The sequence below is a fragment of the Streptomyces sp. NPDC054866 genome (assembly GCF_053610745.1).
The window spans coordinates 376388-391276 of the sequence record NZ_JBSGZA010000003.1; the positions used below are offsets into that span (position 1 = coordinate 376388).

Below are 14889 nucleotides of genomic sequence, written 5' to 3' on the forward strand. Positions count from 1 at the left end.
CGGTCAGGCCGGGGCCTGGGCCAACTTCCGTATCGCCCAGCGGTAGTGGCCCGCCGCCTTGGTGATGCCGATGAGGCCCGTCAGCCACAGGATGAGGCCGGCCCCCATGCCGAGCATGACGTCGCTGTACGAGTCCCGGCCGGGCTCGGCGTAGGCGGCGGCCGCGAAGGAGGCCCACAGGCCGAGAGCGCACACGGTGAGGGACGAGAGGAGCCAGCAGAGGCTCAGGCCGGGGGAGCGCAGAGCGGAGTCCGACGCCGGGTGACTGTCCAATGCCAGCCAGCTGTCGGTGAGTTCGCGGATCCTCCGGTCGTTGCGGATGCCGACTACGACTCCGATCACCGAGGGAGCGAGGGCCCCGAGGCCCAGGAACGCGCAGATCGGGCCCATCACGAAGGCCATCGGATCGTGGTCCTCGATCATCCCGACCGGCACCGTCAGGAGCGCCCAGCCGATGACACCGCCGAGTGCGAACAGCCAGAGCAGCAGGAGACGGTGCACGCCAAGGCTTCGTCTGCGCAGGTCTTCGAGGGCCATGCCGCGGTCGTACAGGAGCGCGTTCCGGTCCGGCCAGGTGCGCAGATGGACAGGCGGCGGAGGCGGCGGCAGCGTACGGCGGGGCATGGCCCTGACATTACCCGCGGGCCTGCGAGACCTCTCACGCCACCCGCGTCGCCCCCGCGAACGGCATCTGGCTGATCGGTGCGAGGCGGACCGGCGCGCTCGGGTTCGGGGCGTGGATCATCTGGCCGTTACCCACATAGAGGCCCACGTGGCTGATGCCCTGGTAGAAGAAGACCAGGTCACCTGGCTGGAGTTGGGAGCGCGGCACGCGTTCGCCCGCGGCGATCTGCGCATACGTCGTGCGCGGCAGATCGACCCCCGCCGACCGGTAGGCGGCCTGGGTGAGCCCCGAGCAGTCGAAGGCGTCGGGGCCGGTGGCGCCCCAGACGTACGGGCTGCCGAGGGCCTTGTAGGCGTACGAGACGGCCGCTGAGGCACGGGAGTTGGGAGCCTTGGCCGGAGCGCCCGAGGCGCCGTCGCGGCCCGCGGTGCGGGACGACCTGTCCTCGCCCGCGAGCTCCGCGCGCTGGTCGCCGGTGAGCCGCGAGAGGAGCCGCTTGGCCGCGTCGAGCTTTCCGTTGACGGTCTTCTTGTGCTTGTTCAGCTCCGCCTGGCGGGACTTGAGGTGCGCGAGGGTGTCGTCGGCCTCGGTGCGCAGCTGGTCGATCTCCTGGAGCTGCTTCTGTACGCCGGTGACGGCCGCGGCCCGGCGGCTGTCCGCCCGGTCGGCGAGCGCGGCGCGCTCGAGGTACTGGTCGGGGTCGGAGGAGAGCGCGAGCTGGACGGACGGGTCGATGCCGCCGCTGCGGTACTGCGCGGCGGCGATCGAACCGAGCCCCTCGCGCGCCGAGTTGAGCTTCTCCGTCTTGCGGGCCGCCTCGTCCCGCAGCTCGCCCAGGGACTTCTCGGCTTTCTCGGCCTTCTCCTTGGCGCCGTTGTACTTCTCGGTGGCGACCTCCGCCTCGCGGTAGAGCGCGTCGACCTTGGACTTCACCTCGGCCGGACCGATGCGCGGATCCGCGTGTCCCGTGCCGTCGAAGGCGGTGGCCGTGGCAGCCCCGGCGAGGGCGATGGTGGCGGCGGTGCGGGCCGTATGGCCACTGAGCGAGCGCTGTTTCGGCTTGCGGTGCGCTGCCACGAAGGGGGCTCCTTAAGGTTCCGGCGGCGGCCCGCACAGGGGGAGCGGACCGCCGCCGGATTCTCGGCGGTGGTGTCCGGATGCCGCCCCTGGTCCGGGCGGCAGTGGGGAGCCGGTCACCTGACGAAGGACGCTAAACCTGACCGTCACGGGTTGGTGACGGATTGTGCGCAACTGGCGGAAGTGGGCGGCCCGGTGACCGTATGTGACTGCGTGATCTGTCGGGTCGGCGCTCTTCGCATGCGCGTGTGACCGATGCGGGGCTTGGGGCCCACCTGGCTACGGAGTGGTGATAAGGGCCCGGCTAGGCTCCGGGCCCATGGACGTACTCACCCATCTTTTCGTCGGCCTGCACATCATCGGCATCGCCTCCCTCCTGGGCGGCTTCCTCACCCAGATGAAGCAGATGGGTCAGGGCACGGCCCGCTTCAGCCCCGCCATGCTGCACGGCGCGCTCACGATGCTCGTCACGGGCGTGATCCTGGTGGGCCTCAACCAGGCGGACGACAACCCCGTCAACAACGTCAAGATCGGCATCAAGATGGCCGTCCTGATCGTGATCCTCGCGCTGGTCTATGTGAAACGGGACGAGGAGAAGGTGGACAAGGGGATGTTCGGCGCCGTCGGGCTGCTGACTGTCGCGAACATCTTCATCGCGGTGCTGTGGACCTGACACGACCCGCGGAAAACGGCCCTCCACGCGCGCGTGGAGGGCCGTTTCTCGTCTGACTCGTGTGAAGGGTTCTCGTGGGCGGCGGCTACGCGGGGCGCACCACGCTGTGGATCGGCATGTAGTAGATCGACTCGACGCGGACGTTCGCACCCGGCTTCGGGGCGTGGATCATCTTGCCGTCGCCGATGTAGATCCCTACGTGGCTGATGTCGTCGTAGAAGAAGACCAGGTCACCCGGCTTGGCATCGGCGGTCTTCACGGTCGTGCCGACCTTCACCTGGTCCCACGTCGTACGCGGCAGGGAGATCCCCGCGGCCTTCCACGCGTCCTGGGTGAGCCCGGAGCAGTCGTAGGAGTCGGGGCCGGTGGCGCCCCACACGTACGGCTTGCCGATCTGGGCCTCGGCGAAGTTGATGACCTTCGCGGCCTTCGTCGCGTAACCGCTGTCCGTGTCGCCGGAGCCAGAGCCGGAGCCCGTGCCGGAGCCGGTGTCGGAACCGGAACCGGAGCCCGAGTCCGGGGTCTCCTTGCCCTGCTCGCGCTCCTTGGCCGCGGCCTCTTCCGCCGCCTTGCGCTTGGCCTCCGCCTCGGCCTCCTGCTTGCGCGCCAGCTCGGCGGCCTTGCGCTTGGCCTCTTCTTCCTTCTTCTTCTCGATCGCCGCGAGCCGTGCCTTCTCCTCGGCCGTCAGCTCCGAGAGCAGCGTGCGCGCCTTGCCCAGCTTCTTCTGGACGGTCTGCTTGCTCGTCCTGAGTTCGTCCCGCGAGTCGCTCAGCGTCTCCAGGCTCTTGGCGGCCTTCGTGCGCTGCTTCGTCGCCGATGCCTGCTGCGTCTGGTAGTCGTCGACCGCCTTCTTCTGGCGCGCGGTCAGCCGGTCCGACAGGTGGTTCTGGTCGAAGAAACTCTGCGGGTCGTCGGCGAGCATCATCGTGGCGGTCTCGGAGACGCCACCGGTGCGGTACTGGGCCGCGGCGAACGTGCCCAGCTCCTGGCGGGCCTCGTTCAGCTTGTCGGTGCGCTTGGCCACGTCGTCGAGAAGTGTGTCGACCTTCTTGCGCTGCTTGTCGGTGCGCTCCTTGACCGAGTTGTACTTCTGGGTGGCCACGCCCGCCTGGTGGTAGAGGTCGTCGACCTTCTTCTGGACCTCTTCGAGGCTGGGCTTCCGGGGCGCGGACGGTGCCGCTTGCGCGCTCTGTGACAGGAGGGCCACGGAGGTGAGGGCTGCCGTCGTGATGCCGATGGCGGGGGTGGCGCGTAGGCCGGCAATGCGGGTCCGCGGCTTGCGGTGCGACGCCAAGGGAGGCGACTCCTTCCGTAGACCGCCTACCGGGTTAGCTGTCGGGTTCGGGCGGGTGGTTCCGGAAGGTTGCCCTACAGTCCCGTACTTCGTACGGGACCGATTCACCCCAAGTTCATCGTGGGTCCCCGGCTCCGAGGAGATCGAACTCGGCGGAGGCCGCCCGTTCCCGGCGGGGTTCGCCGGTGGGAGTACGAGCAGCCCGCGGAGCACGCTAGCCAACTCGTGTGGCCCGTGTGAAGGTTGATGTTCGATATGCCCGATACGTTTTCGTTACTTTACGAAGCTCTTGACGCGGGCACCCCGTGCCGTGGCGGAGAGTGATCAGAAGCGGGCGGGGCGTAGCCGGATCGACCTGGCCGGAACCCGGGGCGGGTTGTCAGTGGGGCCGCCTAGACTCGGGAGGCGATGAGCAGCCTCTTTGATGACAGCTTCCTGGCGGACCTCAAGCCCTCACGGGCTTCGGAGGAAGAGCCCCCGCCGCCGCCCGAGGACAGTGCTCCGGAGTCCGTTCCGGATGATCTGTTCGACGGGAAGTTCGACGCGCCCGTGCCCCGGGACGCGCACTACCGCGGCGGCGCCCCGCGCCCAGTGATCGACCCGGCTGCCCTGCTCGACGGTCTTAACGAGAACCAGCGCGCGGCCGTCGTGCACGCGGACTCCCCGCTGCTCATCGTCGCGGGCGCCGGCTCCGGCAAGACCCGGGTCCTGACGCACCGCATCGCGTATCTCCTGGCCGAGCGGCATGTGCACCCGGGACAGATCCTGGCGATCACGTTCACGAACAAGGCCGCGGGCGAGATGAAGGAGCGCGTCGAGCAGCTCGTCGGACCGCGGGCCAACGCGATGTGGGTGTCGACGTTCCACAGCGCGTGCGTGCGCATACTGCGCCGCGAGTCGAAGACGATCGGCTTCACCTCCTCCTTCTCGATCTACGACGCCGCCGACTCCAAGAGGCTGATGGCGCTGGTCTGCCGCGACCTGGACATCGACCCGAAGAAGTTCCCGCCGAAGTCCTTCAGCGCCAAGATCTCGAACCTGAAGAACGAGCTGATCGACGAGGAGACCTTCGCGGGCCAGGCCGCCGACGGCTTCGAGAGGACGCTCGCCCAGGCGTACGCGATGTACCAGTCGCGGCTGCGCGAGGCGAACGCCCTCGACTTCGACGACCTGATCATGACGACGGTCAACATGTTCCGCGCGTTCCCGGAGGTCGCCGAGCACTACCGCCGCCGCTTCCGCCACGTGATGGTCGATGAGTACCAGGACACCAACCACGCCCAGTACGCCCTGGTGCGCGAGCTGGTCGGCCCCTCCGGAGGCGAGGGTGACGACCCCGCCGAGCTGTGTGTCGTGGGTGACGCGGACCAGTCGATCTACGCCTTCCGCGGCGCCACGATCCGCAACATCCTCCAGTTCGAGGAGGACTACCCCGACGCGACCACGATCCTCCTTGAGCAGAACTACCGCTCCACGCAGACGATCCTGACCGCGGCCAACGCCGTCATCGAGCGCAACGAAAGCCGCCGACCCAAGAACCTGTGGACCAACGCGGGCGCGGGCGCGGGCATCATCGGCTATGTCGCCGACACCGAGCACGACGAGGCGCAGTTCGTCGCCGACGAGATCGACCGGCTCACCGACGCGGGCGACGCGAAGGCGGGCGACGTCGCGATCTTCTACCGGACGAACGCGCAGTCCCGTGTCTTCGAAGAGATCTTCATCCGCGTCGGCCTGCCCTACAAGGTCGTCGGCGGCGTCCGCTTCTACGAGCGCAAGGAGGTCCGGGACGTCCTCGCGTATCTGCGCGTGCTGGCCAACCCGGAGGACTCCGTCCCGCTGCGGCGCATTCTGAACGTACCCAAGAGGGGCATCGGCGACCGCGCGGAGGCGATGATCGACGCGCTCTCGCAGCGCGAGAAGATCTCCTTCCCGCAGGCGCTGAAGCGCGTCGACGAGGCGTACGGAATGGCGGCCCGCTCGGCGAACGCCGTCAAGCGTTTCAACGTCCTGATGGAGGAGCTGCGGACCATCGTCGAGTCCGGCGCGGGTCCCGCCGTCGTCCTGGAGGCCGTGCTCGAACGGACCGGGTATCTCGCCGAGTTGCAGGCCTCTACCGACCCGCAGGACGAGACGCGCATCGAGAACCTCCAGGAACTCGCCGCCGTGGCCCTGGAGTTCGAACAGGACAGCGGTGAGGCGGCCACCGGAGGCGAAGGGGAAGGCGAAGGGGAGGTCGCGGCCACAGGTGTGTCCGGCACGCTCTCCGAGTTCCTGGAGCGGGTCGCGCTCGTCGCCGACTCGGACCAGATCCCGGACGAGGAGGACGACGGCTCCGGAGTCATCACGCTGATGACGCTGCACACCGCCAAGGGCCTGGAGTTCCCGGTCGTCTTCCTGACCGGCATGGAGGACGGCGTCTTCCCGCACATGCGCTCCCTCGGCCAGGTCAAGGAGCTGGAGGAGGAGCGCCGCCTGGCGTACGTGGGCATCACGCGCGCGCGTGAGCGGCTCTATCTGACGCGGTCCTCGATGCGCAGCGCCTGGGGACAGCCTTCGTACAACCCGCCGTCGCGCTTCCTGGAGGAGATCCCGGAGACCCACCTGGACTGGAAGCGGAAGGGTTCCGTCGGCGCACCGGCATCCTCCGGGCCCGCGGCCTCGATCGCCTCATCCCTGTCGTCGTCGCGCTCGCGCACCGGGGGCGCGCAGGGCTTCGCCACGCGCCGTGCCTCGGAGAAGCCGGTGGTCGCGCTGGCGGTCGGGGACCGGGTCACGCACGACCAGTTCGGCCTCGGCACCGTGGTCGGGGTGAAGGGGACGGGCGCGAACGCCGAGGCGACGGTGGACTTCGGAGAGCCGAAGCCGAAGCGGCTCCTGCTGCGGTACGCGCCGGTGGAGAAGCTGTAACGCCGCGGGCGGCGGCCGGAGTTACGTCGGGTCGAGGCCGTGGCTGCGCAGCCACGGCAGCGGGTCGATCGCCGAGCCGCCGCCGGGGCGCACCTCGAAGTGCAGGTGCGGTCCTGTGGAGTTGCCGGAGTTCCCGGAGAAGGCGATGGGATCGCCTGCCTTGACGGGTCCGCTGGAGACCTTGTGCGTGGAGAGGTGGCAGTACCACGTCTCCGTGCCGTCCTTGGCGGTCACGATCGCCATGTTGCCGTAGGCGCTGTTCCACTTCGTGGAGACCGTGCCATCGGTGGCGGCGAGCACCTCGGTGCCGTACGACACCGGGAAGTCGATTCCGGAGTGCGCGGACATCCAGTTGATGCCGGCCTGTCCGTAGTACGCGCTCAGACCGTGCTGCTTCACCGGAAGCGAGAACTTGGGGCGCAGGCGCTCCTTGCGCGCGGCTTCCTCGGCGGCCTTCTTCTCGGCGGCGACCTTCTCCGCCTTGAGGTCGATGCGCTCCTGCGTACGGCTCGCGCGGTCGGCGAAGTCACCGGCGTCCGCGGAGAGGTTCGCCAACTGCGTGTCGAGCTTGTTGTTGGCGGCCGACGGCTGCACCGACGTGGGGTCCGGGGCCGATGCCGCCTGCGTCTCCTTCTCGTCACCGCCGCCGAAGTCGCCCACGGAGGCGGCGGCGATGCCCGCGACACCCATCACGCAGGCCGAGGGCACGGCGACGGTGAAGAGCGCGGAGCGTTTGGCGGGGGAGCGGCGGCGGGCCCGCGAGCGGGAGCCGTGCGCACGGTCGATGACCGGCGGCTCGTCGTCACCTGCGGCGCCCTGGCGGCTCGGCTCGACCGGGCCGAGCGAATCGGCGGGAGCCTCGTCGGGCGTGAACTCGTGCTCGGCGGGGGCCGGTTGGGCGTAGGCCTCGGGGGAGTGTGCCTCGGAGGCGTAGGACCCGGTGTCGTAAGGCGAATGCTCGTACGTTTCGGGCGTCTCGTACGTGTCGGGTGCTCCGGGCGTGTCCTGAGCCTCGTACGTGCCGTGCGCCTCATGTGTCTCGGGGGTGTCGTACGCCTCGAGCGTCTCCGTGGCCCCGTACGTCATGTCCTGGCCGCCGGAGTTCCACGCGGTCGCGTCGTACGCGCCGGTGTCGAAGGCCTGGGTCTCCCACTGGCCGGTCTGCTGTGGCTGGTGCTGCGGGTCCCAGGCGCCGGCGTCCCAGTGGCCCGTGGTGTCGGGGCCCGGCTGCGCGGGGATGTCGGCGGAGAGGTGCTGATAACCGCCGGTCGACCACATGGCGCTGGTGTCGTAACTGCCGGTCTCGTAACCACTGGTGTCGTACGCGGCTTGGTGCTGCGCCGCGTACGGGTCGTAGTTCAGCGTCTGCTGCGTACTCGTGGTGGACCACTGGCCGGTGTCGTACGAACTGCCGGGCATGTCGCCGAAGAGCGGGTCGGACGCGAAGCTTCCGGTGTCGGGACCGGCCGTCGCATAGCTGCCTGTGGTGTCGAAGCTTCCGGTGGAGTAGCCGTCGTATCCGGTGTAGGCGCCGTGCTCGGTGCTCTGCGGGTCGTACGCCGCGTAGGGCGCATAGTCGGCGGGTGCCGAGGCCGGGGGTGTCGAGCTCCCCGACGGGTGACGGTCGTTCACCAACTTCTCTTTCGCCTCGGCAGCAGGGGCAGAGCAGTGCGGCGACTGTACCCGGCGGTATGCGGGCGCGACAATCTTCGGCAGGTTTCACGCTCTCAGGAAACGGGCATTCGGCCGCCTTTCGGCGGACTGCGGGCACAGCCTTGGCCCTGCGTTCGAGCTCCGTTCGACAAATTGCCCCCGCTGCGGGGTGCGGGAACTACTCCTCAGGCCACGGTCAGACCGTTCTCGGTACCTGTCGCGGGGGTCCCCGTCGCCGGTGCTGCCAGATCGAGGGCCTGACGGATTCCGGCGGCGACCGCGGGGTGCACGGGCAGGGCGAGATGACCGATACCGGAGACACGTACGTTCTGTGCGATCAGATCGGGGTGGTTGACGCAGGCCGTCTCGAGCGGAGCCATCAGCTGGTCGAGATCGCTCCAGAAGCTCACGAAGCGGGTCCGGCAGCCCGGGGCGGGCTCGCGCAGCTCCTCGATCACGTCCGATCCGGGGCGCATCTGGCGCACGATCGGGTGCGCGTCGGCCAGCGGCACGACCCGCGTTCCCTCGTGTGGGGTACCGAGGGTGACCAGTGTGCGGACGCGCTCGTCGCCGCCGAGGCGCTGCGCGTAATAGCGGGCTATCAGGCCGCCGAGGCTGTGCCCGACGATGTCCACCTGGTGGTGGCCCGTGCGCTCGCAGATCTCCTCTATGTGGCGGCCGAGCAACTCGGCGGCGGTGCGGATGTCGCAGGTGAGGGGGGAGTAGTTGAGGGACTCCACGTGCTGGCCGCCGTGCTGGGCCAGGGAGCGGCGCAGGAGGACGAAGACCGAGCGGTTGTCGATGAAGCCGTGCAGGAGGACGACCGGCGGCCGGCTTTCCGCGGGGAGCCGGGGGGCGTCGGGAGACGGCAGTTCGGAGATGATCCTGCGTTCCTGGGCGATGCCCGAGGGGTAGAGGAGGAGGTGGCCGGCGAGGATCGCCACCTCCAGTGCGGTCGCCTTCAGCAGAGCCACGGAGAGCCCCGCCAGTCTGGCGGGCAGCTGGAAGCAGGGCGGGCGAAAGGGCAGGACCCTCGTGATGGTCATGGTCGACCTCCCGGTCGGCACGCGGGAGGACGGCTCTGTCCCCCGTGTGCCCGTAGTGGGGAGGCGTGAGCGAGGTCGTACGGCAGCGGCGCGTGGTCAGCGCCGATGGCGCCCCGCATACCGGCGCGATCGCCGATGCGCCGCATCACCGCGGCGTGCGGCTGACGGCGCGGTGGCACGGCGACCTCGTTGCGGCTCCCCTTGCGCCGTCCCCGAAACGGTCCGTATACCGCTGGATACGGGAGTGGCGCGCAGCGAACGTGTCCCATCGTGTGATTTCCCCCTCGCTCTCCACCGTGAAACTGCCGGGTGCGAGATGCTGGGGATAACGTTCGTTCACTTCCCCGGCCGGTGCGGCACGGGGTGCCAGTGCTTGAACAGATGGATATCGGTACATGGAGGCAGTGATGGGTGTGGCAGCCGGACCGATCCGCGTGGTGGTGGCCAAACCGGGTCTCGACGGTCATGATCGCGGAGCCAAGGTGATCGCGAGGGCACTGCGTGACGCGGGTATGGAGGTCATCTACACCGGCCTGCACCAGACGCCCGAGCAGGTCGTGGACACCGCGATCCAGGAGGACGCCGACGCGATCGGCCTGTCCATCCTCTCCGGCGCCCACAACACGCTCTTCGCGCGCGTGATCGAGCTTCTCAAGGAGCGCGACGCCGAGGACATCAAGGTCTTTGGTGGCGGCATCATCCCCGAGGCGGACATCGCGCCGCTCAAGGAGAAGGGCGTCGCGGAGATCTTCACTCCCGGGGCGACGACGGCATCGATCGTGGACTGGGTCCGGGCGAACGTCCGCCAGCCGGCCGGGGCCTGACGGGCGTCGGTCCGCGGAGGGGGCGGCGGTGAAGGTTTCCGGCCGCCTCGGCTGCTTGATGGGGGTGCCTAAGATGACGGCACCTCCGTCACTTCCGGTGCCGCGCCCGGTTCTCCGGGCTCCGCACCCAGCTCCGCCCGCATCGCCGCGCGTAGACGCAACGTACTGACCAGGCGCTGGAAGGCCTCCGACCAGTAGCCGCCCGCGCCGGGGGACGCGTCCTCCGGCTCGTCCGGTATCGCGGTCAGTACGTCGAGACGGACCGCCTCCGCCGGGTCCAGGCAGCGCTCGGCCAGGCCCATCACCCCGCTGAAGCTCCACGGGTAACTCCCGGCGTCCCGCGCGATGTTCAGCGCGTCCACCACCGCCCGGCCCAGCGGCTCCGACCAGGGCAGCGCGCACACGCCGAGCAGCTGGAACGCCTCGGACAGGCCGTGCGTCGCGATGAACCCCGCGACCCAGTCCGCCCGCTCCCCGGCAGACAGCGCGGCGAGGAGCTTCGCGCGCTCGGCGAGCGAAGCCGCGCCGGGCCCCGCCGCATCGGGGGACGAGGGGGACCCGAGCAGCGCCCGGGACCAGATCGCGTCGCGCTGCCGCACGGCCGCGCGGCACCACGCGGCGTGCAGCTCGCTCTGCCAGTCGTCGGCCACGGGAAGCGCCACGATCTCGGCGGGCGTACGGCCACCGAGCCGCTCCGGCCAGGTGCCGAGCGGGGCCGCCTCCACCAACTGACCCAGCCACCAGGAGCGTTCTCCCCGTCCTGCCGGCGGCTTCGGGGTGACCCCGTCGCGCTCCATGCCCGCGTCGCACTCGTGCGGCGCCTCGACGGTGAGCGTCGGCATGCTCTTCGTGCCCTGCGCGTGGTCGATGGCCACGCAGGACGCCGCCCGGTCCGCCATCCGCGCGGCGAGGGCGGACGAGGGGAGCGCGGAGAGGAGCTCGGCCGCCGTGGCGCGGACATTGCGGCTGCGGTCGGTGAGGGCCTGCTCCAGGAACGGCTCGTCGGCGTCGCCCAGGTGGGTGCGCAGGGAGTCGAGGAACATCAGGCGGTCCTCCGCCCGCTCCGTGCTCCAGGTGGAGGCGAGCAGGTCCCGTGCGGCGGCCGGGTCATGGGACCGCACCGCGCCGAGCAGGGCGACGCGCTCGGCGAACAGGCCCTCTTCCCAGAGCTGTTGGACCTGGGCCGTGTCCTCCGGGGCGGGCAGGGCCACGCCGCCGCCCGGAGTGGAGCGGAGTGCGAACTTCCAGTCCGGGTTGAGCCGCGCGAGCCACAGGGCCCGCGGGCCCGCGAAGGCGAGGGCCTGCGGCCTGAGATCCGTGCGCCCGCGGGCCGCGTTCAGGAGGGCTGGAAGCAGCTCGGGCGGCGCCGCGAAGCCGCGGTCGTTGGCCAACGCCAGCCACTGGGGCAGCAGTTCCATGAGGTCGGGCACCGCTCCCCGGCGGCCGCCGCTGCTCGCTCCGGGGTGATCGGTCAGCAGCGTGGCGAGCCTGCGCCGCGCCGAGGGCGGCACCAGGGGCCTGGGGTCGTCCGCCGCGGGCTCGGGAGGCGCGGCGGCGGGCGCGGGGGTCAGCCCGGCTCTGCGCCGCACGGTCTGCACCGCGGCCGCGTCGAGGAGGGCGGTCGGCGCGTCCTTGTCCTGGGTGCGTACGGGGGGCGTGCGACGGTCGGTGCCGAGGAGCGCGGCGGTGACCAGGTCTTCCCAGGGGGTGACGGTCGCTTCGGTGAGTGCGGTGGTGCCGGTCATGTGGACTCCTCTCCCGGACGGGTTCTCTCCGGCCTTTCCGGTGTCGCCGGTGTCGCCGGTCTCGCTGGTGTCGCCGGTCGCGCCGATCCTTCGGGTCCTACGGGTCCTTCAGGCGCTTCGTGCCCTTCGGGTCCTTCAGGTCTCTCGCGTTCTTCGTTTGGATCTGCTGCCTTGGATGTGCCGTCCTGGGGCTGTCGGAGGGCGTTGTGGTGCTGCGGCATTACGGGGACCCGCTGTGTGCCGAGTGGACCCGGCGGCGGTGCCACCCCGTGGTGGTCAGCACAGGGCCACCGCCTCTCCCGCTCCGCGTGGCCAGGCCGTCAGAGGGGTGAAGCCCTTGTGGCCACACTCGCCGAAGACCGTCACCGGAGCGCCTCCAGAGAGTGCCACCAACCGCCACAGGCCCGCTTGAGACGCCGTGGAAGCGGTGATGGGCAGGGCCATGTCGCCTCCCGCGTCCGCCAGTTGCCAGCTGTCGGGGGAGGACCCCGGGTGTGGGGTCGGTATGACTTCGCTCAGCGCCACCGGCCAGGAATCCAGCCAGGGGTCCTCTCGAAGCACCTCTCCGTAGCGGCGCGCGGCCTCTTCCGTTCGTACGCCAGGCGGCCGGGTGGCTGTCGGCGTGGGAGCGCCGAATTGCTCGCCCAGGTCGGCCCGCAACTGCCCGGCGCCCGGATACGAGGTCAGCTCGGCGTCCAGCGCGAGGCCCACCGGCAGCGCGAGCGCCGGTGCGCGGCCCGCGGCTCCGTACGACAGGAGCAGGGCCGTCCGCCCGGACTCCGCGCCGTACAGCCATATCCGGCGGGTGGTGAGCTTGCTGTCCGCTCTGTCGTACTGCGCGAGCACCAGCCAGTTGTCACGCGTCGGCGGGCCATCCGCCGGTGCGGGCAGGCCTATGCGGGAGCGGACCGTGGCCGCCAGGGCGTCCGGCAGTCGCTCGCGGTGCAGCCAGCCCTGGTCGAGGAGGTGGAGGAGCGCGCACTCCTCCAGCATCCGCACCGGCCAGCCGGGCCCGGAGGAGGGAATGGCCCCCAACTCCCGCACCCGCGCGGCCAGTCCAGGCGCCTGCGCGTCGACCATGCGGGCCGCCGTCTCCTCCCACAGTCCATACCCCATCTGCTCGGCGGCGGCTATACCGCCCCGCAGCAGATCGGAGAGGCGCTGCTCCAGCTCCGTCACCCCCGCCGTGACCCGCTCGGCCCGCCGCTCCGCCCTGCGGCGTGCCGCCTCGGGATCGGCGACCGGTGAGCTGGGCTCAGCGTCCGAAGTCCGCTTCGTCTCCGCTCTTTTACGGCGCCCCGCCAGCCATTCCTCCGCCCACTCCGGCGGCCGCGCGTCCGGCACCGCGCCGACTGTCCCGTCCCCGCCCGCCCAGAGCAGAAGCAGCCCCAGCGCGTGCTTGCACGGGAACTTCCGGCTCGGACAACTGCACTTGTACGCCGGGCCGGCCGCGCCGGTGATGTCCGCGATGTCGACGACCGTCTGATACGGCTTGCTGCCACTTCCCTTGCACAGTCCCCACACCGTCCCCTCGCCCGAACTGCCCGCCTCCGACCATGGGCCGGCGACGCCGAGTTTGCTTCCCGCCTTGCGTGACGGGGCGTCAGGCGCCAGGGCCAGCACCTGATCCGCCGTCCAGCGCACCCCCTGCTGAGTCATGTCATCGAAGGTAGATCCCGCCACTGACAATCGACCCCGCGCTCGGTGTTCGTGCAGGTCAGCGGGGCGCGAGGGGCGATTGTCAGTGGCGTGGTGCACGGTAGGAATCACATCCGGGCCAGATGCGTCCGGACGAGTTGGAGGGGGATCGCTCCATGACCGTGTCCGTCGACTCGACGACCTCGACAAACTCGACAAACCCGACGGCCGAGAACGAACCCGCGGGGGAGGCGGAGGCGCTGCGGCCGCATGCCGAGCATGCCTTCGCCGCCGAACTGGCCGCGCTCGCCGCGCAGGACGACCGGCCCCGGCCTGCCCGCTGGCGGCTCTCGCCATGGGCGGTCGCGACGTATCTGCTCGGCGGCACGCTGCCCGACGGGACGGTGATCTCGCCGAAGTACGTGGGGCCGCGCCGCATCGTCGAGGTCGCCGTCACCACCCTCGCCACGGACCGCGCCCTGCTTCTGCTCGGCGTGCCCGGCACCGCGAAGACATGGGTGTCCGAGCATCTGGCGGCCGCCGTCAGCGGAGACTCGACGCTGCTCGTGCAGGGCACGGCCGGCACGCCGGAGGAGGCGATCCGGTACGGCTGGAACTACGCGCAGCTGCTCGCGCACGGCCCGAGCCGCGACGCGCTGGTGCCGAGCCCCGTCATGCGGGCCATGTCGGACGGCATGACGGCGCGCGTCGAGGAGTTGACCCGCATCCCCGCGGACGTACAGGACACGCTGATCACGATCCTGTCGGAAAAGACCCTTCCCATACCGGAGTTGGGCCAGGAGGTGCAGGCCGTACGAGGCTTCAACCTCATCGCCACGGCCAACAACCGCGACCGCGGGGTCAACGACCTGTCGAGCGCGCTGCGCCGCCGCTTCAACACGGTGGTCCTTCCGCTGCCGGAGAGCGCCGACGCCGAGGTCGACATCGTCTCGCGCCGCGTCGACCAGATCGGGCGCTCGCTCGATCTGCCGTCCGGGCCCGAGGGGATCGACGAGATACGCCGCGTCGTCACCGTCTTCCGCGAGCTGCGGGACGGGGTCACGGCAGACGGGCGTACGAAGGTGAAGTCGCCCAGCGGCACGCTTTCGACGGCCGAGGCGATATCCGTCGTGACCAACGGCCTCGCCCTGGCGGCCCACTTCGGGGACGGCGTGCTGCGGCCGGGCGATGTCGCGGCGGGCATCCTCGGCGCGGTCGTCCGTGACCCGGCGGCGGACCGGGTGATCTGGCAGGAGTACCTGGAGGCGGTGGTCCGCGAGCGTGACGGCTGGAAGGACTTCTACCGCGCGTGCCGTGAGGTGAGTGCGTGACGGACTGGGGCGGCCCGGGTGTGCCGGGTGTGGGTGTGACGGTGGCTGGTTCGCGTGAGAAGGGGAGGGGCGG

Annotated in this window: 11 protein-coding genes and 1 riboswitch; of the genes, 4 read left to right on the top strand and 7 right to left on the bottom strand. The window is 70.4% G+C overall.

What is annotated here, in order from left to right; all coding sequences use genetic code 11:
* Nucleotides 1-3: 3 nt before the first annotated feature.
* On the bottom strand, nucleotides 4-624 hold the full coding sequence (locus tag ACWGI2_RS17175) for a hypothetical protein (protein WP_453696090.1): 621 nt from the start codon (nucleotides 622-624) through the stop codon (nucleotides 4-6).
* A 34-nt stretch (nucleotides 625-658) separates the two neighbouring features.
* On the bottom strand, nucleotides 659-1702 hold the full coding sequence (locus ACWGI2_RS17180) for an NlpC/P60 family protein (protein ID WP_453696092.1): 1044 nt from the start codon (nucleotides 1700-1702) through the stop codon (nucleotides 659-661).
* A 319-nt stretch (nucleotides 1703-2021) separates the two neighbouring features.
* On the opposite strand from ACWGI2_RS17180, the gene ACWGI2_RS17185 reads away from it, so the two are divergent.
* Nucleotides 2022-2375 carry a hypothetical protein gene (locus ACWGI2_RS17185; protein ID WP_160506724.1) on the top strand — a complete coding sequence of 118 codons (354 nt, stop codon included), beginning with the start codon at nucleotides 2022-2024 and terminating at the stop codon, nucleotides 2373-2375.
* Between the two features lie 85 nt (nucleotides 2376-2460).
* Here ACWGI2_RS17185 and ACWGI2_RS17190 read toward each other — a convergent pair whose 3' ends face one another.
* A complete protein-coding gene (locus ACWGI2_RS17190) occupies nucleotides 2461-3669 on the bottom strand; it encodes an NlpC/P60 family protein (RefSeq protein ID WP_453696094.1) in 1209 nt (402 codons plus the stop codon).
* Nucleotides 3670-3677: 8 nt separating this feature from the next.
* Nucleotides 3678-3834: riboswitch (cyclic di-AMP (ydaO/yuaA leader) on the bottom strand.
* 243 nt (nucleotides 3835-4077) lie between these two features.
* Between ACWGI2_RS17190 and pcrA the strand changes: the two genes are divergently transcribed.
* Nucleotides 4078-6579, top strand: coding sequence for a DNA helicase PcrA (pcrA, locus tag ACWGI2_RS17195; RefSeq protein ID WP_453696095.1), 2502 nt, complete (start codon nucleotides 4078-4080; stop codon nucleotides 6577-6579).
* Nucleotides 6580-6600: 21 nt separating this feature from the next.
* Here the strand turns inward: pcrA and ACWGI2_RS17200 are convergent, their stop codons facing one another.
* Both ACWGI2_RS17200 and ACWGI2_RS17205 read right to left on the bottom strand, forming a co-directional pair.
* A complete protein-coding gene (locus tag ACWGI2_RS17200; protein WP_453696097.1) occupies nucleotides 6601-8211 on the bottom strand; it encodes a M23 family metallopeptidase in 1611 nt (536 codons plus the stop codon).
* Nucleotides 8212-8417: 206 nt separating this feature from the next.
* Nucleotides 8418-9278, bottom strand: a complete 861-nt coding sequence (locus ACWGI2_RS17205; RefSeq protein ID WP_453397381.1) for a lipase family alpha/beta hydrolase — start codon at nucleotides 9276-9278, stop codon at nucleotides 8418-8420.
* A 407-nt stretch (nucleotides 9279-9685) separates the two neighbouring features.
* Here ACWGI2_RS17205 and ACWGI2_RS17210 point away from each other — a divergent pair, with 407 nt between their 5' ends.
* Entirely contained in the window at nucleotides 9686-10102 is a 417-nt protein-coding gene (locus ACWGI2_RS17210; protein WP_160506729.1) for a cobalamin B12-binding domain-containing protein, read from the top strand.
* Nucleotides 10103-10170: 68 nt separating this feature from the next.
* Here the strand turns inward: ACWGI2_RS17210 and ACWGI2_RS17215 are convergent, their stop codons facing one another.
* Both ACWGI2_RS17215 and ACWGI2_RS17220 read right to left on the bottom strand, forming a co-directional pair.
* Nucleotides 10171-11847 carry a DUF5691 domain-containing protein gene (locus ACWGI2_RS17215; protein ID WP_453696099.1) on the bottom strand — a complete coding sequence of 559 codons (1677 nt, stop codon included), beginning with the start codon at nucleotides 11845-11847 and terminating at the stop codon, nucleotides 10171-10173.
* A gap of 276 nt (nucleotides 11848-12123) precedes the next feature.
* On the bottom strand, nucleotides 12124-13506 hold the full coding sequence (locus ACWGI2_RS17220; protein WP_453696100.1) for an SWIM zinc finger family protein: 1383 nt from the start codon (nucleotides 13504-13506) through the stop codon (nucleotides 12124-12126).
* Nucleotides 13507-13661: 155 nt separating this feature from the next.
* Between ACWGI2_RS17220 and ACWGI2_RS17225 the strand changes: the two genes are divergently transcribed.
* Nucleotides 13662-14816, top strand: coding sequence for an ATP-binding protein (locus ACWGI2_RS17225; protein ID WP_453696102.1), 1155 nt, complete (start codon nucleotides 13662-13664; stop codon nucleotides 14814-14816).
* The last annotated feature ends 73 nt before the right edge of the window (nucleotides 14817-14889 follow it).